This window comes from Leptolyngbya sp. FACHB-36 (assembly GCF_014695955.1).
In the GTDB taxonomy this organism is placed as follows: Bacteria; Cyanobacteriota; Cyanobacteriia; order Leptolyngbyales; family Leptolyngbyaceae; genus FACHB-36.
Genome location: NZ_JACJPG010000334.1, coordinates 1 through 18272 on the forward strand (window position 1 = coordinate 1; position 18272 = coordinate 18272).

General features: G+C 48.8%; 22 protein-coding genes and 1 pseudogene. 7 read left to right on the top strand and 16 right to left on the bottom strand.

The features are described 5' to 3' along the window. Positions 1-308 precede the first annotated feature (308 nt). Entirely contained in the window at positions 309-764 is a 456-nt protein-coding gene (locus H6F43_RS09380; RefSeq protein ID WP_190342524.1) for a putative immunity protein, read from the bottom strand. Between the two features lie 91 nt (positions 765-855). Here H6F43_RS09380 and H6F43_RS09385 point away from each other — a divergent pair, with 91 nt between their 5' ends. Beyond that, positions 856-1029 (top strand): hypothetical protein, encoded by a 174-nt coding sequence (locus H6F43_RS09385; protein ID WP_190342525.1) that lies wholly within the window; start codon positions 856-858, stop codon positions 1027-1029. Between the two features lie 1005 nt (positions 1030-2034). Here H6F43_RS09385 and H6F43_RS09390 read toward each other — a convergent pair. The 9 genes from H6F43_RS09390 to H6F43_RS09430 all read right to left on the bottom strand — a co-directional run bounded on the left by H6F43_RS09390 (position 2035) and on the right by H6F43_RS09430 (position 8460). Next, entirely contained in the window at positions 2035-2397 is a 363-nt protein-coding gene (locus H6F43_RS09390; protein WP_190342526.1) for a nuclear transport factor 2 family protein, read from the bottom strand. Positions 2398-2574: 177 nt separating this feature from the next. Then, positions 2575-2967, bottom strand: coding sequence for a GFA family protein (locus tag H6F43_RS23050; RefSeq protein ID WP_190342527.1), 393 nt, complete (start codon positions 2965-2967; stop codon positions 2575-2577). Between the two features lie 190 nt (positions 2968-3157). Continuing rightward, the gene (locus H6F43_RS09400) at positions 3158-3544 is read right to left on the bottom strand and encodes a VOC family protein (protein WP_190342528.1); all 387 of its coding nucleotides are present in this window, start codon (positions 3542-3544) and stop codon (positions 3158-3160) included. A 269-nt stretch (positions 3545-3813) separates the two neighbouring features. Beyond that, entirely contained in the window at positions 3814-4299 is a 486-nt protein-coding gene (locus H6F43_RS09405; RefSeq protein ID WP_190342529.1) for a GNAT family N-acetyltransferase, read from the bottom strand. Between the two features lie 198 nt (positions 4300-4497). Then, on the bottom strand, positions 4498-4962 hold the full coding sequence (locus H6F43_RS09410; protein ID WP_190342551.1) for a DUF3500 domain-containing protein: 465 nt from the start codon (positions 4960-4962) through the stop codon (positions 4498-4500). Continuing rightward, positions 4892-5254 carry a hypothetical protein gene (locus H6F43_RS09415; protein ID WP_190342553.1) on the bottom strand — a complete coding sequence of 121 codons (363 nt, stop codon included), beginning with the start codon at positions 5252-5254 and terminating at the stop codon, positions 4892-4894. The genes H6F43_RS09410 and H6F43_RS09415 overlap by 71 nt, the downstream gene beginning before the upstream one ends. Before the next feature lie 118 nt (positions 5255-5372). Continuing rightward, a complete protein-coding gene (locus tag H6F43_RS09420) occupies positions 5373-5975 on the bottom strand; it encodes an AraC family transcriptional regulator (protein ID WP_206754550.1) in 603 nt (200 codons plus the stop codon). Positions 5976-6750: 775 nt separating this feature from the next. Beyond that, positions 6751-7803 (bottom strand): magnesium-protoporphyrin IX monomethyl ester (oxidative) cyclase, encoded by a 1053-nt coding sequence (gene acsF, locus H6F43_RS09425; RefSeq protein ID WP_190342531.1) that lies wholly within the window; start codon positions 7801-7803, stop codon positions 6751-6753. 252 nt (positions 7804-8055) lie between these two features. Continuing rightward, complete coding sequence (locus tag H6F43_RS09430) at positions 8056-8460, bottom strand: ASCH domain-containing protein (protein WP_190342532.1); 405 nt, start codon at positions 8458-8460, stop codon at positions 8056-8058. A gap of 872 nt (positions 8461-9332) precedes the next feature. Between H6F43_RS09430 and H6F43_RS09435 the strand changes: the two are divergent. From H6F43_RS09435 to H6F43_RS09445, 3 genes and pseudogenes are all read left to right on the top strand, one after another. Then, positions 9333-10039, top strand: a pseudogene (locus tag H6F43_RS09435) (IS5 family transposase); the annotation flags it as partial. Positions 10040-10175: 136 nt separating this feature from the next. Continuing rightward, positions 10176-11450: a serine--tRNA ligase gene (gene serS, locus H6F43_RS09440; RefSeq protein WP_190342533.1), complete on the top strand. Its 1275-nt coding sequence runs from the start codon at positions 10176-10178 to the stop codon at positions 11448-11450. Positions 11451-11467: 17 nt separating this feature from the next. After that, positions 11468-11965, top strand: coding sequence for a SitI3 family protein (locus H6F43_RS09445; RefSeq protein WP_277879918.1), 498 nt, complete (start codon positions 11468-11470; stop codon positions 11963-11965). A gap of 68 nt (positions 11966-12033) precedes the next feature. On the opposite strand, the gene H6F43_RS09450 is transcribed toward H6F43_RS09445, so the two are convergent. Both H6F43_RS09450 and acsF (H6F43_RS09455) read right to left on the bottom strand, forming a co-directional pair. Further along, the gene (locus H6F43_RS09450) at positions 12034-12801 is read right to left on the bottom strand and encodes a hypothetical protein (protein ID WP_190342535.1); all 768 of its coding nucleotides are present in this window, start codon (positions 12799-12801) and stop codon (positions 12034-12036) included. 93 nt (positions 12802-12894) lie between these two features. Further along, complete coding sequence (acsF, locus tag H6F43_RS09455; protein WP_190342536.1) at positions 12895-13971, bottom strand: magnesium-protoporphyrin IX monomethyl ester (oxidative) cyclase; 1077 nt, start codon at positions 13969-13971, stop codon at positions 12895-12897. Positions 13972-14261: 290 nt separating this feature from the next. Between acsF (H6F43_RS09455) and H6F43_RS09460 the strand changes: the two genes are divergently transcribed. Together H6F43_RS09460 and H6F43_RS09465 are read left to right on the top strand one after the other, a co-directional pair. Continuing rightward, positions 14262-14759, top strand: a complete 498-nt coding sequence (locus H6F43_RS09460; RefSeq protein WP_190342537.1) for an NINE protein — start codon at positions 14262-14264, stop codon at positions 14757-14759. Between the two features lie 50 nt (positions 14760-14809). After that, positions 14810-15211, top strand: coding sequence for a hypothetical protein (locus tag H6F43_RS09465; RefSeq protein ID WP_199290240.1), 402 nt, complete (start codon positions 14810-14812; stop codon positions 15209-15211). A gap of 272 nt (positions 15212-15483) precedes the next feature. On the opposite strand, the gene H6F43_RS09470 is transcribed toward H6F43_RS09465, so the two are convergent. After that, entirely contained in the window at positions 15484-16374 is an 891-nt protein-coding gene (locus H6F43_RS09470; RefSeq protein ID WP_190342538.1) for a GDSL-type esterase/lipase family protein, read from the bottom strand. A 157-nt stretch (positions 16375-16531) separates the two neighbouring features. Here H6F43_RS09470 and H6F43_RS09475 point away from each other — a divergent pair, with 157 nt between their 5' ends. After that, complete coding sequence (locus tag H6F43_RS09475) at positions 16532-16723, top strand: hypothetical protein (RefSeq protein ID WP_190342539.1); 192 nt, start codon at positions 16532-16534, stop codon at positions 16721-16723. 104 nt (positions 16724-16827) lie between these two features. Here H6F43_RS09475 and H6F43_RS09480 read toward each other — a convergent pair whose 3' ends face one another. The 3 genes from H6F43_RS09480 to tsaE form a co-directional block, all read right to left on the bottom strand. Next, positions 16828-17097 (bottom strand): GlsB/YeaQ/YmgE family stress response membrane protein, encoded by a 270-nt coding sequence (locus tag H6F43_RS09480; protein WP_190342540.1) that lies wholly within the window; start codon positions 17095-17097, stop codon positions 16828-16830. 83 nt (positions 17098-17180) lie between these two features. Then, positions 17181-17450 carry a GlsB/YeaQ/YmgE family stress response membrane protein gene (locus H6F43_RS09485; RefSeq protein WP_190342541.1) on the bottom strand — a complete coding sequence of 90 codons (270 nt, stop codon included), beginning with the start codon at positions 17448-17450 and terminating at the stop codon, positions 17181-17183. A 315-nt stretch (positions 17451-17765) separates the two neighbouring features. After that, positions 17766-18269 carry a tRNA (adenosine(37)-N6)-threonylcarbamoyltransferase complex ATPase subunit type 1 TsaE gene (gene tsaE, locus H6F43_RS09490; protein WP_190342542.1) on the bottom strand — a complete coding sequence of 168 codons (504 nt, stop codon included), beginning with the start codon at positions 18267-18269 and terminating at the stop codon, positions 17766-17768. Positions 18270-18272: the final 3 nt, after the last annotated feature.

Sequence of the window (18272 nt, forward strand, 5' to 3'; positions counted from 1 at the left end):
AGTGGATTCGCATTCTGTTTCGTTGCTGGCAAGACCGGGTTCCGTACGATGAAGTCAAGTATCTGCTGGCATTGCAGCAGAAAGGTTCACCGTTAGCACAACAAATCATCTCACAAGTATGAACGCGATATCTGTCATCTTGTGAATTGTGATAACCAAGCAAAATACGATTTAGGTTTTCGATTCTAGGAATACTGAAGCAATCAGAATGGGAATCGATAGACCGCTGTGTTCGCAATTAGTCTAACAGTAACGGCAAAAGTGCATTTTCACAGTCTGACTTGACTTAGTGAAGCTCAGGGAATATGTTAGGCAGGCAAGCCCAGTGCGGACAGGACCAGTTCTCGAACATTGTCGGGCAGCCGCTCAAGTTGCCAGGCTCGCTCAGCTTCGATGGATACGCCAGCTTCTTGAAAAGCCTTCAGCGCATAGGCTGCTGCCTGTAGACAGTGGTCGGCCATGTGAGCTGTCGCAACGGCATGACCGGTGGCGCGTGCAGCAGCAGCAGTAGATTTATTCCTCACGCTTCGAGCAGCATCATGTGCCGCAAATGCGGCCTCTCGCGCATCTCCAATAGAGAGTTGCCCCTTTGCCCAAGCTCTTGCTCTCTCAATGGCATCATAGGGACGGTCGTCCAAACTGTGCTCGTTGAAGAGTGGCAATGCACGCTCAGCACAATCAGCTGCCCAGGAGATCAAGTCGCGATGTTCGGTGCTGCTTAAAGAGCCGCCCCGCTGAGTTGCAATAAAACGTCTGTCTCGCAAGTGTCCCCCCTTTTGCCTAACAAAACGATCGGCTGCCCGTTTTCCTAGGACCAGCAGTCGATCGCACCCAATTTACTTGGGCAACAACATCATGTCACGACGAATCTTTGCAGCGCTCACTCTCAGCGCCCTTTCCCTTGGTTGCTTTACAGACCTCGCCCTAGCCCACTGTGGTATGGGCAGGCTGGAAGCACCCACGACGAAAGCCTATGATCCGCCTGATGTTGGTGGTCCTGCTGAAACCAAAGCTACGGGCACGCGCTAATTCCGCAGCGGCGTTGCGGGTCTGCCCCCACGATCATCTCGCTGAAGGGGCGATCGTCTTAACCACTCACTTCTTACCCGTTCAGTAATTTGATCAAGCCCGTGTTTGAAGGCGAGAATATCCTTTTCTCTGTAATTGAGGAGGCGTTAGTCATGTATGGAAGTCCTTAGAGGCATGCTCCGTAGGGAGTTTGCAAGCAGGGGTTGGAGCTACCCCGCTGACCAGGACAAACGCATCAAGTCTGAAATTGAGCGTCAAGGTTTAACGATCGTGTTGAGCGGTTGTTATGACTTTTGAAACGAAGCCAGCATCTTTCTACAATCCGTTCCAACACGCTTGTTAGCCTGTAAGCAACCGGAGATAGCGTTAATTTTAGCTACATGTTAGAAGGGCGCTGTTGGATGAAGCGCTTGAAATAGGCAACAACTTCAGAAGTTCCGCCGTCTCCGCCGCCTAACGGAGCTACTGCAACAAGCTCCCATTGCTGTTGTGCCATATGATTGAGAAAAGTAGTCCAATATTGTCCCTCCCACTCAAGAACTTTCTTATCTTGTATACGAAGCCAGCTAATCTCCTGAGTCCACCCTCTGCCTACCCAAGCATAGGTAACACTGCAATATTCCACCATTGATGTATCTCCAGTTCAGTTTCTAGCAGCACACTAATAACAGTAACTGACGCTACACTCATGACTAATAGCAACCTTATCTTCATGAGATACAATCTGTATTTCGTATACTTAGCAGCTTGATTAGATAACTTTACTCAAAAACTCTTATCGAGAATTTTGCAATACTTTAGTAAGCAGGCTGATAGAGAGCCTTTATGTACAGCCCTAACCAAGGACTTGAAAGTTAACGTTCGTGTTGAGCGGCTGCTATTAGCTTCTGAAATCACGCCAAGAGCTTTCTTCAATCCGCTCCAACACGGTTGTTGTGCGTGGATTTTGTGCTGTTAGCCACCGGATTTCTGAATTGGCTTAGATATGTGCTGATGTAGAATCTTCTACGTTCCGTCTATCTTCTTAAAACAGAAAGTAGCTCGCACCAAATCCTGAAACGTGAGTCCATCTGGCATTGTGCCACCGCAACGAATAAAGCAATGTGCAAAATCAAGATCGGTACTGGCTGTTATGGATAGATTCTCCAGATCAAATTGCCCTTCGCTCTGGGTTTCAGGCTGCCAGTCATCCCAGCTTCGACGATAAGACTCAGCGCTTTCATATTTCATCGGCGGTAGAACGTCAAAGATTACAAGATCAGGGACATGATTCTTGAGAATTTCGTCTTTACGGTTCTGCTGCGTCGCATTAGTCCAGTCTTCGAGAACCGCGCGAACCTGAGTCTCTACCGCATTCATTTCACTCATTTCCGTTCATCCTCTATTGATAGGGCTTACCTTAAAGACGCATAACGCTCCCGTTCACCCGCCGCTAGTAACTTCTCAAACTCGACCAACTGCCCTATACGGTCGGTGTGCATTGGAATTGTTATACGGCACCCGTCCCCTTAATAGTCCGCTATCGGTCAACGGTGCTCGACGGATTCAATAACTCTGGCTTTGCGGCAAGCCATCATCGATTTCATAGTAGTCTCCTTTATCACCCACAAAGGTGTGCTTCCCTAATCGAACACCGGTTGGCGGCTCGAACGCCCCCATCGCAATGCTAATGAATTCATACCCCTCTATGCTCGGATTCCAAAACAGCGCCGACCCGCACACCGAACAAAACCCTCGCCGAACCTTCTCCGATGAGGGATACCAAGTGACTCTGTCGCCGCCATGAACCACTAGAGCCTTGCGTCGCACATTTACACCTACAAAAACGTGACTTGTTTGCTTTCTACATTGCGAGCAGTGACAAGCTTCAGGCGGATAATCCAGTGTACCTTCAACCTCAAAGCTAACAGCACCACATAGGCATGATCCTCTCATCATGGTGGAATCCTCTAAACATCGACGTGAGACTCTACTTTATCCAATCCGGAGACAACCAGCTTTGTATCAAATGCCAACAGCGTTAACCTTTGTCGTGCAGTATAACGACCAAGATAAGTGGCGGCAAGTAATCTTTGCAGCACCACCAGGATATCTCAACCGTCCGCCTCATCGACTTGTTAGGCTGCGGTTAGGCAGGAGCATGACATACTGCCTCAATGTTATATCCGTCCGGATCTAAAACGTAGGCACCATAGTAATTGGGATGATAGTGAGTTCGTAGACCTGGAGCACCATTGTCTCGACCATCTCCCTCCAATGCTGCTTCATAGAATGCCTGAACCCTCTGACGAGTTTCAACCCGGAAAGCAACATGAATTCTGGGTGTGTGAACCTCTCCCTGTACAATCCAGAAATCTGGATTTCCGCCTACTCCAAAACCTGCGACGGAGGTGGAGCCAGTGACAGAAGCATCAGACTCGCTTAGCAATTGATAACCAAGTGGAGCTAAGGCATTGGCGTAAAAATCTTTGCTTTTCTCAAAATTGCTAACGTTAATGCCAGTATGGTCAATCATAACTTTCGCCTTCTGGAATGCTTGAACACTTATCTCAAGGTCTTGTGCTAGTCAACAGCAGAATTGAATTGTTGCTCTGACCAGCTTGCCTCAAGAAAATTATCTTTGAAAATCAACAAATGATCTACCAAAACTACCCATTGAAAACTCAAGCTGCCTAACGATCCCAATCACCCGCCGCCGGAAGCGGAGCGAGGAACGAGCGAAGCTGTAGGCGGTCGGGTGCAGCGCCTTGTTGTGCTGCGGTTGGAGAGTTCCAACTTGGTTGATTACTCGCTCAATTGCCTCACCATGACGGCCACTCGCACGTTGTTATATTCGGTCGTCTCGATGACATTCCAGCTAAGACGTTTATACAAGCCTCCGTCCAAAGATTCGGTTTGCAAGTAAAGCTCCTTGACTCCAAAATCGTTGGCGATTGCAGCAATCTTCTTGGCCAAGGCTGACCCTACACCATAACCTCTGAACTCAGGAGCAACAAAGAGGCTCCCCAGCCAAAACTCTTTTTCAGGATAAATGCTCATCTCGCGCAATTTGAACTGAGCAACGCCCAGCACCCTATCTTCTGAAACCGCCAGAATGTGAAAAGGAGGTTTATGACGGTTGAGTTTGCCTCTTATTCTTTCAATCGTTTTCTCAACCGAGTTGCCGGGCACCTTGCCCCACTCTTCGTAATACCACTGCGCTACCGTTGGGATGGCATCTTGTCTGTCTGCCAGAAACACGAAAGCTAAATCCTCGTCGGATATTTTCATAGTTCGTGCTCCTATCTATTCGTCCTATTCAAATGTTGCGCTGCCGTCAAGCCGCACGCCGCAGCATAACATCTAAGCTAACCGGACGGTACTAGCTTTTCAAGACAGCAGATAATCTACGCCCCGTTCCGGTTCAGCGCAATGTTATGCGGCGATCGCTGTTACAGCAGATTTAGGCTGCACTGTCTTGCTTATAGGTCAGTGAAAATGTGCGTGGGAGTGAGCAGACTGCTCGTAATGCTGACGCAGTAGATCTCTGCCATAATCATTGCCGTTAGGGGTACGGATAACGGTGTGAATATGATTACGAGATGGACCGTCTGATTCTAAAGCCTGTCCTCTTTGATGATCAAATTCAATCAACACGACAGGGCTGTGAATTCGATAGTAGAAGACAGATCGATCGTCAAATCCCCCCATCCACGCGAAGTGAGTCTGGTCTAAATGTTGTCGAACTTCTTCCATCTTGACTTCTGCATGACCCTGACGAACGTTGCCGACATACTCATGGATGAGATTGATCAAGAGTTCTTGCTGACCCATGCTCAACTCTGGGAAGGAGATGCCTTCATACCGTAACTCAAAGTTATCTCTAAATGCTGACGTAAAAACGTCTCTGGGAATTTCTGGTGCAAGAATTGCCTTCTCTGGCAATGAACGCATCTGCGGCACGTCTCACAGGTTCAGTTGAGATTTCTGTAGATTGGATTGAGTAAAGATCTGACAAAAGCTTTCCGTCTGTCGTAATGCCCTTAAATGGTTTTGCGATCGCAGCTTCTGCTTGCCTCATATAGGCTGCAAACGGATCTTCTGCTGGCGGTGCTGCTCCTTGAGCAATGGGAATCGCCCTTGAGAAATTGGCGGTAGAGGCAGCACGACTGGCAGTAGGTAGAAGCGCTGCTCCAGTACTCAGTCCAAGCAATTTAAGCAGTTTGCGTCTTTTGAGCGTACACATCTTTTCTGTAATTGAAGGTTACAGAAAGAAAGGTAAGTTAGCGAGGCTGCTCCAATCTTGCAAATTCCCCTCATCAATTGCAAAATCTAGCGAAGTTGAGCCTGCCTCTTATCTACTCTCATAGTTTGTGGCGGTATTGTCGGGGTGTGAGTTGCATATAGCGGCGGAAAACATTGGTGAAATGGCTCTGGTCACAGAAGCCCAAGACTTGACTAATCTCAGCCAGTGATAGCTTTGCATCTGCTAGTAATATTTTTGCCTGCTCAGTCCGGCGCTTCAATACATACTGATGAGGGGTAGATCCCATCGTTTGCTTGAAGAGTTTGCCGAAGTGATAGGGACTCACCTGAGCAACTCTAGCTAGCTCTGTCAAATTGATGTCGTGGTTCAAGTTGTTTTCAATATAATCAATCACTTGATGTAATTTTGATTTAGATAATCCTCCCGACATGGAGGCCGTTACAACTTTAGCTGAGCAGTGATGACGAAGAAGATGCCCTGCTAAAACAGTTTGAATCGACTCAATGTAAAGGCGATCGCTTGAGTTACCATACTCTAGTTCAGTTCTTAACTGATGCACGAGTTGTTCCAGAAACAGATCGCGAATCGCAAAGCGATCAATCAGTTCAATCTCTTTAGGTAAGCGATCGCAACTTTCAATCGCTGTCTGTTCTAATAAAGTAGGAGGCAAATAGATTGACAATAATTCAACCTGGTTCAACCATAAGCTCTCGACCTCCCGATGCGCAGGGACGAAGTTAAACATCCCCGGGCTTGTTGGAGTACACAACAATTTTCCACGATCGAGTCGTCGTTCTAAATAATCGTCTCCGGCAATATGAAGAGAGATCCGGTGCTCAGGTACACGAGGATTACTGACTCGATCGGATGGTGCTTGGTAAACACTTCTACATAGCCGTATGCCACCCCATGAAAGTTCAGTACCAGAGTTAATGTACTGCTTAAACAAATCCTGAGTAGAGGCTGGCTTACTTGTGTTGTGAGCAGTAAATCGTGGCATTACTGTGCTTAACGGATGTTAACTACAATTAAACATCCTTGATAACTTAACGTTAATGAGAAAACTTCCGTATTTTTTCGGATTGCCCTGAGTAAGCGATCGCCTCCGATGCTGCGGAGTAGGTTGCCCCTGCCCCAACTGTGAGGGCCAGCTTGACTGGGAAACTGCCCAAAGTCTGAGGGATACATCGGCTTTGAGGACTGGAAAGCGCTTACCTGTCCCTGCTGCACATTCCTGATTCAGAACAGCAGCAAATTCTGTGCAGGCTGGAGAGAATTGGAGACGATCGCAATGGAACAGGGAGCCACCCAGGGCGATCGCATCTAAAATATTTAGCTAACGGTTCGTTTGGAGCGAACTGTATAGAGCAAATTAAATGGTGATTACCCTTTCTATTACTCGCTCTATTAAACACTCCTAAAAAATTGCAGCAATGACTACTTCAAACTAAATTACTGATGTTTCAAAATTTGGATCATCTCTTCTCCCGTGTACTAATTGATTTCAGCATAAACAGACGTAACATAACTAATAAAATACTGAGATAATGCGGAATTTTCCTGATTGATTTTAAGAGAATATGCTGATTTGAAATATTAATTCTTTCATTCTCTGAAATATGCAGTAAACAAATGTCTAATTTCTCGAAAAAACGTGATTCTTCGACATCAAGAACTAGGGGCAAATCTTTTCTGATAGAGTTGTTAACCTTTTTAATTGTAGAGATATAATATTTACGAGCGTCTAGCCCAAGCAATGCAAGAAGCTTATCGTTACTTTGATACTTGAGGTATGTCATACTGAAAATCAACAGCAAAAAGAACTTACAGACTAGTCTTGCCCTTAGCCCACTAGAAAACTGTGATTGTGATTTAATAATCGCACCAAAAAAATCTCCATGTCGATTCTCATCCTCACTCCATGACTTGTAAAAGCTAAAAAGAGGATAGATAGAGTATTCAGGATGAGACTCTAAATGCTCAAAAATAGTTATGTAATAACAGCTAGAAATTCTTTCAGACAGATAGGTAGAGTAGAGAAACCATGAAAAAGGTAGAAAAATATATTTTCTATCTTCTTTCTTTAGAAAACCTAATCCAGGTTTGATATGAAAATCCAAGAGAGCTTTATTCAGAGAACTCGCATGACGGGCTTCATCACGAGACATCAGGGAGAATCCACCTGAAAGGATGCTGTTTTCTTCCTTAAGTTGATGTGACAATTCCTTGTACAGGATGAATCCTGAGTACTCAGCAGCGCAGTACATTTCTAGAAGTTTGACTATGAGTTCTCGCGCTTCACCTTTAATGTGATCCCAGGACTGGTTAAAAAATCTTTCGTCACGTATATAGTCGTTTTTAGTGTAATCGCTCTTCAAATTAGCGATCGCAGTATTAAAGGCTTCTTGAAAGCTTGAGGTATCAATATTAGAAAATTTTCTAATGCTGGTTGTATAGAACCCTGGGGAAATGAGAGTTTCTTCTGCTAGGACTTTAGTGGTTAACTGTATATTCTCAACATATTCCATATTCTAAATCCTCCTATCAAATATCATTGTCGATACGACTTCAAGAAAAGAACGTTAGCAATTTCTGAGTCCAGAGCAGCATTATGATTGAAAGTGTTGCTGTCTAACGACCAGGCTCACCCGCCGCCGGAAGCCTGGAGTGAAGCGAGGAACGAGCAGAGGCTGTATGCGGTCGGGTGCAGCGCCTTGTTGTGTTGTTGTCATTGACGCTTTGCAGGTGCACTCGCAACTTTATGACCATGCCTTGTCCGCTTAGGTTAGCGGCTCTACAGACTTAATGATTTCAATCAGCTTAAATCGTTCACAATACATCAGCATATCTGGTGCGAATTTGCCTTGTCGTTCGTAGTAGTTGCGGTAACCCACCCTCCAAGAAGAAAGAGTTCTATCGTCTTCGCCACTATCGTAAGCAAACTCTTCATCAACCTCATCATACCTGAGTAACCGAAGTTCTACAGTCTCGATTACGGCAACAGGCGAACCTTTACCGTCTAACACCACGTGCTTTTGCCCTACCTGTGTTTGCTGTCCTTCACTCTGTAACCAAGACGTACCCCTTTTTACCCCTTTAACGACTAAAAATGCCAATTCGTCAGCCACCTGCGACGTATCGCCAAAAGAGAACTTGTTAAGTGTTGACCACCATTGCTCGTTCATAGATATCGTTGTAGCCAATTTGTCCTCGCACTTCCGTCACGCTACGCGCAACAACACAACTTGTTATTAGACGGAATCTTTCCGCCTATCTAACCCAGCATTGGTGGATCAGCAGACCGCTTCCGCAGATCATCCCAAACTTACTGGATCGGTAGAATCTTTCCGTATATTACGCCAACTGCTGTGGATCGGCAGACCGCTTCCGCATTGCTTCAGGTATGTACGGATCGCTCCATGAGTACCATCAAATACACAATCTATCCGTTGACTCATCTGCTTATGGAACCCCACTCAAACGTGACGCAAGTAAGCGCGATCGCACCGGTGCGACGCGGCTTTTCTATGGCGCGATTGCCCCCTGCTGCATTTGTTCTGCGACGCTGCTTTAGATGCGTTTGCCCTGCCCCGCTGACCGTAATCGGTTCTGTCAGAGCGACAGAGTTTGGGATGGGACGATCGATGATGAGGATATCGACTATCTCTTCATCCGTCTTCTTGTTAACCAGCTTTGGATCTTAACGGGCAATGAGGAGTATGAGCTGCCACGGGTTGTCGAGTTACTGCGAACCGCTTCAAATGGCGACAATGGCCCTCATTTGTAGGATTCATGGTCTGTGTGATTTTCGCGTATAGATAGAATTGCACCTACGCCAACTGCCATGATCAACAGTGCGATCGTGGCGGTTGCAATTAAAAAACGAATCGCTTATTGCCACTAAGCTGCATTCAAGACTCTACCCAATCGGTGGCTAAGTCCATGCCTCCTGACCAGACCTACGCATACAAACCTACTCAGAAACCGCTATGTCTGCGCCTCATTCTTCGTCCTTCTTTGGCTTGACAAATATAGCTGGCTAAGCCTTGAGTGCGAACTTCATGGTCTTAAATGACTGCACTAGTATATCGGCAATGAAGCGCAGTGTCGCCGCTTTATCGAAGCGGTGCTGTGGATGGACCGAACGGGTGCACAATGGCGAATGCTGCCATCCAGCTACGGTCGCTGGAACAGCGTGTTCAAGCGCTTCGACCGTTGGAGTCGTCGTGGCATTTGGCAACAGCTCTATGAACGTTTGCTCCGGGAGCCAGACTTGGAGAATCTGCTGATGGATAGCACGATTTTCCGCGCCCATGCTTGTGCTGCTGGAGCAAAAGGGGGCAGCAAAGCCAAGCGCTAGGGCGGAGCCGAGGGGGCTTTAGCCGCAAACTCCACGCGCTGGTGGATGGAGTCGGAACACCGTTATCGTTTGTGCTCACGGGGGGCGAGGTCAACGACATCACCCAAGCCCTAACCTTGCTCAAAGACTGGCACGGGACGCACGTGATTGCCGACAAAGGCTACGATTCCAATGGGATGGTTGCCGCAATCGAGCAACGTGGGGCAATTGCCGTGATTCCATCGCGCTCAAATCGCAAGCAACCCCGTGAACTGGATGCTCACGTGTACAAGGAGCGGCATTTAATCGAATGTTGGTTCAATAAGATCAAGCACTTTCGCCGCGTCTTTTCTCGCTTTGAGAAGAAAGCGAAGAATTTTCTTAGCTTTGTTTATCTGGCTGCCTTGCTGATTGAACTTCGCTGAAATGTCAACACAACCTAGCGTTAACATCAAACTTTGTTATTCAGAGCGGCATTGTTTCCTTATTTGTTGTCAGGAGCGATAGAGACAGGCAGTGTATTCTGGAATGGCAACACTTTATTAGACCCTGAGAACTGCCGTGCTGGACCTGAAGCAGATTCGAGAAACCCCCGATCGCGTACAAGAAAAGCTGAACCAACGCAACGGCAGCTACGACATCAGTTCGATCGTGCAGCTTGACCAGCAGCGGCGTGAGTTAGAAGTGCAGCGATCGCGGCTGCAAGCCCGCAGCAACGAAATCGGTAAGCTGGTGGGTCAGAAGATGAAATCCGGCGGCAAGGACGATCCCGAAGTGCAGGTGTTGCGCGACGAAGGCAATGCGCTAAAGGCAAAACTCGCCGAATTAGAGCCGCAGGAGAAAGACCTGAAAGCACAGATCGAAGCGCTGCTGCTAACGCTGCCAAACCTGCCCAGCGACTCGACGCCGATCGGCAAAGACGAAACCGAAAACGTTGAGGTGCGCCGCTGGGGAGACGAGTACAAGCCTGCTCACGAGGTACTGCCCCACTACGAGATTGCTGAAAAGCTGGGCATTTTGAACACCGATCGGGCGACGAAAATTGCCCAAACGCGCTTTGTCGCACTGCTAGGAGCGGGAGCCGCCTTGGAGCGAGCATTGATTCAGTTCATGCTAGACATGCAGATCGCTGCTGGCTACCTGGAAGTTCTACCGCCGTTTTTAATTAACTCGCAATCGCTCACCGCTACCGGACAGCTCCCGAAGTTTGCAGAAGAAAGCTTCCAGTGCAAGGACGATGATTTATGGCTGGCTCCGACCGCAGAAGTTCCAGTTACCAATCTCTACCGCGATGAAATTCTTGCCGCCGAGGATCTGCCAATTTACCACTGCGCCTACACGCCTTGCTTTCGTCGGGAGGCAGGCAGCTACGGACGCGACACTCGCGGACTGATTCGATTGCACCAGTTCAACAAAGTCGAGTTGGTGAAGCTGGTGCGTCCAGACACCTCAGAGAAAGAGCATCAAGCGCTAGTGCAGAACGCCGAAGCAATTTTGCAGGCCTTGAAGCTGCCGTATCGAACGATCGAGCTTTGCACAGGCGACCTTGGCTTTGGTGCCGCCAAGTGCTACGACTTGGAAGTGTGGCTTCCCTCCGCTGGCACCTACCGCGAAATCTCTAGCTGCTCGAATTTTCTAGATTTTCAGGCGCGGCGCGGCAGCATCCGCTTTAAGGAGTCTGGGCAGAAGGGCACGCAGTTTGTTCACACGCTAAATGGTTCTGGCTTGGCAGTGGGACGAACGATGGCAGCGGTTTTAGAAAACTACCAGCAGCCCAATGGCACGGTGCAAATTCCTGAAGCGTTGCAGCCTTACTTAAAGCGCAAAGTTTTGTAGAAATCTCACACAGTGAAATGGCAATAGACTACAGCTTGGAACTCTTGACTGACGTTGAACCAACAGAAATATTAGAGTTTCTGGCTGAAAAGTTTGATTTCCAATGGAGTGATGAAACTTATCTAGTAAATCCTGGAGTAGGAGTAGGTTCCTTCAGGAGAACCAACGATTACAGTTTACGTGTTCTAGAGGAAGAATGTGGATTTCGCCCTACTTTACACGTCAGCTTTCGACTAGATAAATTTGAGCACCGCGATTACGGTTATCACATTATGCTGCAAGCAACCTCAGCGCTACTATGTCACATAGCCGGAGATGCTGCTCTATTTTGTCCTAACAATACTACGATGCTGTTAAAGCGTGTCGGTGATCGCTTAATTTTGAACAGCATATGGTTTGAATCTGCACCTGAGGAAATAGCGCTACCTCATGAAATGGAGGTTTTGCCTCATGACGCAAGTCTCGTTTTGCCTTTTGATACTAGTGTGCAGCGTCAGCACTCAGATTTAGAGTGATAGTCGAGATTTTAGACCTCGGAGGTTTGCAAACCTCCGAGGTCTTGAGGAGCGCTTAGAAATTTGCTTTAGAACATCCACTCCAGCGCGATTCCGACGCGGCTGTCTTTTCGCTGTCGGGCGTTTTGCTTCTGGATATCGGTAGACAACCGCAGATTGTGTGTCACTGCATAGCCAAACGATAGCGTTGTTAGCCCTACTTCCTCATCCCCGCCCGGAGACACCCAGCTTTGAGTCAGCGAAATATCTGCCGCTCCCGTGCGCGACGGCACCAGCAGTAGTCGCAGACCCAAATTAACGCCGTCCGTGGAGTAGCGGGTCGTCTCTAAGCGACGGTAGCCAAGCACTGGAGCGACGTTAATGTAGCTGCCCAAGGGACGCAGGTAGTAGCGCAGATCCGTTCCCCACGCTTCACGATCGCCGTTAAAGCTCGCCTGATAGTCGGCGCTGAAGGTAATGCCCGATCGTCCGACAAACACATCCTCAACGCCTACGTTCCAGCCGCCCGCCTGATCCGTTGAGGGAAACTGGGAATAACCGACGCGCAGGCGGGTCCGAAAACTAGGGTCGCGCCGAATGTCATCAAGCACATCGGGAACTTGACGCAGCCAGCGCTGAAGCAGTGGGCTAGAGTCAATGAGCTTGGGGTCAAGGTCGATCGAGGTTTGGCTAAGGAGTGAGGAATCAGACGTGAGGGAGCCGGGAGTGGAGCGTAAGGGGGCAAGACTCGCTAGATCACCAATCCCGAACGATGGCTTTTCCTGACTACACGCTGGGGACGCCATCAGCAACCCGACGCACAACAAACCGTGCGGTAACAGAATTCGTTGCAGCAATAGATTTCCTCACACACCAAAAAAGCGGCTCTACACCGACTAAGACAAGTGTAGAGCCGCCATGACCAAGGAACAACGAGCGAACTCGATTGGCTACCGTGCCGCGCCTTGAATGGAGGTCACGTCGATCGGCTTCATGAAGTACAGCCGTGTGAGTTGCCACGCATTTGAAGCATAGTAGGGCAGCTTTTGCAGGAGTTGCAGCGGCTTCGGCGTGTTGGAGTTAACGATCGCCGCCAGCTTCTCGTTGTTGCGGATGCAGATATCTAGGCGATCGTAGAACTCCGGCTGACTCACGTCCAAAATGACTGGGAAGACCTTGCCAGCGCTCTCATTGGTCTTCTTGATCACGTGGATGTCGTACTCGCGCGCATCCAAGCCAAGGGCGCGGTAAAAGCCCGATCGCTGGATGTCGTTCAGGTACATCGTGGCGAATACCGACAGCAAGAAGAAGCGGCACCACAGTTTCGCTCTCCAGTCGTTGAGGAACTGAGGTTGCGCCCGCATAATGGCGTCAAAAAAGTCGCCGTGGCGGTTTTCGTCCTGGCACCAGTTCTCGAAGAACCGGAAGATGGGGTAGATGCGATCTTCGGGATGCGCCTCTAGATGGCGGAAGATGGTGATGTAGCGCCAGTAACCAATCTTTTCGGACAGGTAGGTGGCGTAAAAGATGAATTTCGGCTTGAAGAAGGTGTAGCTGCGGCTCTTGGTAAGGAAGCCTAAGTCCAGTTGCAGGTTGAAGTCGGACATCGCCTTGTTGAGGAATCCGGCGTGTCGCGCTTCGTCGCGGGACATTAGGGCAAAACATTCTGCCAGCAGCGGGCTTTTGTCTTTCAGCTTGCGGCTGAGTTCTTTGTAGAGCAAGAAGCCGGAGAATTCTGCGGTGCAGGAGCGCTCTAGAAACTCGATGAACAGTTGGCGCGTTTCGCCATCAATGTGATCCCAAGACTGCTCAAATTCGGCATCGCGAACGAAGTGGTGGCGGTTGTAGTCTACCCGGAACTCCTCCAAAATCGCTCGCAGTTCGTCTTCGTTGGCAGAGATGTCCATCTTTGCCATTTCGTCAAAGTCTGTAGTGTAGAACCGAGGCGTCAGAATCGTTTCCTTGGAAGGAACCTTGACGCCGGGTCGCATCTCTTCAAAACTGGGCTTTTTAAGGGAATCTACCATGATCGCTCTTTTCTAGGAGTATGCATCGTTGGAATCGTGCATCGGCGAAGTCTCTCGGTGAGGAAAATCGCCGCTGGCAATGCAAGACCCCCCAAAACCAACTATTGGCGAGGTTTGCCGCTGCATTTACGTAACTTAGTCTACCAAGCTCTGCTGGGACGATCGGCGATCGCTTTATTAAAAGTTGCAACACTGCTTCATCTTTTGTAAAACTTCACTCGGTACCGCGATGATGCATACTCCGGTTCAAACTCTTTATCATGTAGGGAATTGAAGCCGTAAGACAAGACATGAACAACGTTGGCACTGCTTATGTTCTTTGGCTGGGGTGCTTGCTGCAACTGCACGGTCTACAGCGCCTCTACAACGGCAAAATCTTTACGGGATTGCTGTGGATGTTTACCTTCGGGCTGTTCGGCGTCGGTCAACTGATCGATCTGCTGCTGATTCCCGGCATGGTGGAAGAGCACAATATAAAGCTGGCAGCTAAAGAGGGGCATTCGCTGAATGGCGTCCCGCTGAGTCAGCCCGCGATCGAGCAGGTCATTACTCAAAAGCGGGCGATCGCGCCTTCGGTGCAGCCTACCTCAGACCAGTTAACCATCAAGCTGCTCAAAGCGGCTGAAACGCGTGGCGGTAAACTTTCGGTAACGCAAGGCGTCATGGAAACCGGGGCCAGTTTTGAGCAGGTAGAAACGTCACTCAAGACAATGCTGAAAACGGGCTATGTGGATGTTACGAATGATCCAGAGACGGGCGTAGTCATGTACGAGTTCAAGGAACTGTAGCGGTTAGTGATTGAAGGATACGTCGTAATTAGGTGCGCTGAAATTGTTGATTGAGCGATCAAGAAAATTACGCTGTACCCGAAATTATGCGAGAAGACATTCAATGCTATAACTGCGCCCTCGATCGTGCGAAGGAGGGAGAGTGGCAACAGGCAGAAACCTTACTGATTGTTGCCACTCGATTAGCGTCTAAAGAAGCTGAGTATTACTCGCTTTTAGGAGTCGTTTACCTGGGTTTGAGGAACAGATCTTTAGCAATTGAGCATTTCCGCATCGCGTACAGTTTGAATCTACACGATCCGTTACTGCAAACTTATATTCCATTGATTGCTCTGAATGACATTGATGATAGCTTTCCGCCAGACGCCAATGTGCGTATTCCCCGAAAACCAAAGCCCTCAGCTCCTGGATATGAAGCAGATTCTGATGAAGGCATGAGCCAAATTCCGTAGGTAATTAGAATTTACGCAAACCTCGGAGTTTTTGATCAGACTGCGTAACTTCTATTAATAACAGCTCAAGCATTCATCAAATCTTCTACAAGGAAACTGATGACGAAGTGTATCTCACTACTAGAGCGACAATGGGGTTCAGCACAGCGATGTGTTGACTGGATTCATCCAAAAATAGTCAGAGCAACTGAACAGGGAGTCCCTTTTGTCTGGTTCTGTGAAACGATCGCACGCTAGCGTCGCAAAGCAAACGCTGTTAGCCCCACACCTAGCTACCTGCCCTGAGCAATTTCTATGTGAGCTTGCTCTAAGCGCGATCGCCATGTTTCGTATCCCAGTGGATTTAAATGGACACCGTCTGTTGTATATGCTTGCTGTAGCTGCCCAGCTTCGTCCGCAAATTGGGAAAACAAATCGAGGTAAAGTGCGTTTTGCTGCTGGGCAATACTGGCAAGCTGTTGATTGAGCTGCCAAATGCGCTGGCTAGAAATGGCGCTAGAACGGGTCGGCAGAATTGACTGAACGACAATTCGCGCTTTGGGGTGGACCCGCTGCAGCCGCTGCATCATCTGTTGCAAGTTACCTAAAATCTCACGATCGCTAGCTCCCCGCTTTACGTCATTCACGCCTGCCATGATGTAGATCGCGTCGGGACGGGTGTGAGCAAAGTCCCGTAGTCGCTGCAACACGCCTCGCGTTGTATCCCCCGACATTGCCTGATTCAGCCAGAGTTGGTCGGTGGGCAAGCGATCGCTGGGAAACCATAAGCTCAAGGAGTCTCCCACTAATACGGCTAAACGATTTCTGCCTTGTCCTCTGGCAACGGCTCTAGCCTCTAGCGCAAGCAGCCTGCGCCACTCTCGATAGGAGGGTTGCTGCCTCGTACGACTCCATGCCTGACGGAAGCTATCCATTGGCAGACGGGTAAATAGCCGTCCGGCTCTTAGGGCAGCAACGCGCTGCTGATAAAGCTGGCTTCCCGATCGCGGAAGCGCGAATTCCTGAGTAAAACTGGGTTCCGGTTGCACGTTCGCTGGTGATCGAAACAGCGTCTGAGTCCGAGCCAAATCAGCTTGCAAACGCTGAGGCTGCGCGATCGACGAAACGGAATCTGAAGCAAAGCGATCGGCGATCGCAGCGGCAGGCACGGACAACTCACTCATAAAAGACAAGTGCACACTCTCCTACTTCTCTCAGGGTTACTGAGGAGGTATCAGGAGAATTTGCTCAAGTTGCCTCATTCACTTCAGCGAAACAGCCGGGATCAACAAAGCTAAGATTGGAAGGGGAAGCGAGTTTGTAGCATGGGAGAAACCGAGCATGACCATTAACTGTGCGGAGGCGTGCGTCAACGGCTGCGTGATGGGTGATCAATGCCCCAATCTGGAGCACAAAGAGCAAGCATCCAAATTTATTCAGGAAACCTCGTTAGACGAAATGCTGAAACTAGCGGAGGAAGCCGCGCGGAAGAAGCGAATGGCACCGCCTCAATGGATTTTGCCAAACGATTAGATTCAGAGCCTGCCGCCAAACGTTTTTACATGGCAAAAGCACCCGGAGCGAAAGAAGCTCCGGGTGCTTTTACAGTGAAAGGGAAATCAGGCGTCGCGCCTCAGTTATGCGGCACGGCGGGTGAACAGTCCCCATAGGAAGATGGCAATGATTGCGCCCAGAACTGCTACGAACAGTCCAGGAATGCTTAAGCTAGCAGACGTCAGTTGCAAGCTTCCAGTGCTCAAGAAGCTAAACAGAGTGCCACCAAGGAAAGCGCCAACGATGCCCAACAGCGTCGTAGCAACAATACCGCCGCCTTGGCTGCCAGGATAGATTGCTTTGGCGATCGCACCGGCAATTAGACCGAGAATAATCCAAGCAATGATATTCATGATTAGGCTCCTAAAATACTATTGATAGTTGAGAATCAGTTTCTTACAAAAGTTGTCTTCAATTCATCCAGTGGGCGGGACAATTAAGCCGCACGACGAGTCACCAAACCCCATAGGAAGATTGCAATAATTGCACCCAGGACAGCCACGAAAATTCCAGGAATGCTTAAGCTAGCGCCCGCTAATTGAAGGCTTCCAGTTTGCAAAATCGAGAACAAAGTTCCACCAATAAAGGCACCAATAATTCCCAGAATCATGGTCGAGACGATACCGCCGCCTTGGTTGCCAGGGTAGATTGCCTTGGCAATCGCACCAGCAATCAGACCGAGAATGATCCAAGCAATAATGTTCATTGTTCGCGTGCCCAAACAGCATTTGTTAACAGTTCCACAATAACAAGCGAATTTTTGCTATTCAATCTGCCGAAGGATATAACTGAACAGCATCTCAAGGCGTAGAGAAGACACCTACAGAAACATCTATTGTGTTTGATGGCTGTGATTCAGCAGCTCTTACAAGCCCTCTTATTACAAAGTTTTGTGTAAATTTGTCTATCGTGTCTACCTATGTTTAATTAATAGAATTACGTAACTTGCAAGCGTTAACCGAGTTCTATACTCGTAAGAAAATAGAACTGCTGGCGATCATTTCTAGTAATTTGAACTCTCTTAAAGCGTCAATTTCACGTGCATGCTTCCGATCGTCCTGAGCGCGGCGTGTCGTCCAGTCCCTTGGTCGTACGTTAGACCGATCAAAAGGTAGCTTTCTGGCTTGTAGGGCAGCCGCTCCGCCCACTCGATCGCAACAATTCCGGGTTCTACCTCAAGTCCTTCCCAGTAGCTTTCTGGATACAGCGTTGCTGCCTCTACGGGCGTCAGCCGATACAAATCGAAATGGTACAGCGGCAACCGTCCGCCCTGATATTCCTGAATCAGCGTAAAGGTGGGGCTGTCGATCGACTCCTGCATGCCCAATCCTTCTCCAATTCCCTGCACAAGCGTTGTCTTACCGCTGCCCAACTCTCCCGCTAGCAGCAGCACACTTCCCGCAGGCAGCGATCGTCCCAATGCCACTCCTAACCGCCGCGTTGCGGCTGCGTCCGATAGCTGAAGAACTAATTCTGAATCAGTAATGTTGACATCTAAATTTTCGCGGTGCTCCTCACTCCCCATAGC

What these genes read in the sequence shown, in the direction of transcription:
- H6F43_RS09385 (WP_190342525.1), top strand. Translation starts at nt 856, where the DNA reads ATGTCACGACGAATCTTTGCAGCGCTCACTCTCAGCGCCCTTTCCCTT.
- H6F43_RS09390 (WP_190342526.1), bottom strand. Translation starts at nt 2,397, where the DNA reads ATGAGTGAAATGAATGCGGTAGAGACTCAGGTTCGCGCGGTTCTCGAA.
- H6F43_RS23050 (WP_190342527.1), bottom strand. Translation starts at nt 2,967, where the DNA reads ATGATGAGAGGATCATGCCTATGTGGTGCTGTTAGCTTTGAGGTTGAA.
- H6F43_RS09400 (WP_190342528.1), bottom strand. Translation starts at nt 3,544, where the DNA reads ATGATTGACCATACTGGCATTAACGTTAGCAATTTTGAGAAAAGCAAA.
- H6F43_RS09405 (WP_190342529.1), bottom strand. Translation starts at nt 4,299, where the DNA reads ATGAAAATATCCGACGAGGATTTAGCTTTCGTGTTTCTGGCAGACAGA.
- H6F43_RS09410 (WP_190342551.1), bottom strand. Translation starts at nt 4,962, where the DNA reads ATGCGTTCATTGCCAGAGAAGGCAATTCTTGCACCAGAAATTCCCAGA.
- H6F43_RS09415 (WP_190342553.1), bottom strand. Translation starts at nt 5,254, where the DNA reads ATGTGTACGCTCAAAAGACGCAAACTGCTTAAATTGCTTGGACTGAGT.
- acsF (WP_190342531.1), bottom strand. Translation starts at nt 7,803, where the DNA reads ATGGAATATGTTGAGAATATACAGTTAACCACTAAAGTCCTAGCAGAA.
- H6F43_RS09430 (WP_190342532.1), bottom strand. Translation starts at nt 8,460, where the DNA reads ATGAACGAGCAATGGTGGTCAACACTTAACAAGTTCTCTTTTGGCGAT.
- H6F43_RS09445 (WP_277879918.1), top strand. Translation starts at nt 11,468, where the DNA reads ATGGCAATAGACTACAGCTTGGAACTCTTGACTGACGTTGAACCAACA.
- acsF (WP_190342536.1), bottom strand. Translation starts at nt 13,971, where the DNA reads ATGGTAGATTCCCTTAAAAAGCCCAGTTTTGAAGAGATGCGACCCGGC.
- H6F43_RS09460 (WP_190342537.1), top strand. Translation starts at nt 14,262, where the DNA reads ATGAACAACGTTGGCACTGCTTATGTTCTTTGGCTGGGGTGCTTGCTG.
- H6F43_RS09470 (WP_190342538.1), bottom strand. Translation starts at nt 16,374, where the DNA reads ATGAGTGAGTTGTCCGTGCCTGCCGCTGCGATCGCCGATCGCTTTGCT.
- H6F43_RS09475 (WP_190342539.1), top strand. Translation starts at nt 16,532, where the DNA reads ATGACCATTAACTGTGCGGAGGCGTGCGTCAACGGCTGCGTGATGGGT.
- H6F43_RS09480 (WP_190342540.1), bottom strand. Translation starts at nt 17,097, where the DNA reads ATGAATATCATTGCTTGGATTATTCTCGGTCTAATTGCCGGTGCGATC.
- H6F43_RS09485 (WP_190342541.1), bottom strand. Translation starts at nt 17,450, where the DNA reads ATGAACATTATTGCTTGGATCATTCTCGGTCTGATTGCTGGTGCGATT.
- tsaE (WP_190342542.1), bottom strand. Translation starts at nt 18,269, where the DNA reads ATGGGGAGTGAGGAGCACCGCGAAAATTTAGATGTCAACATTACTGAT.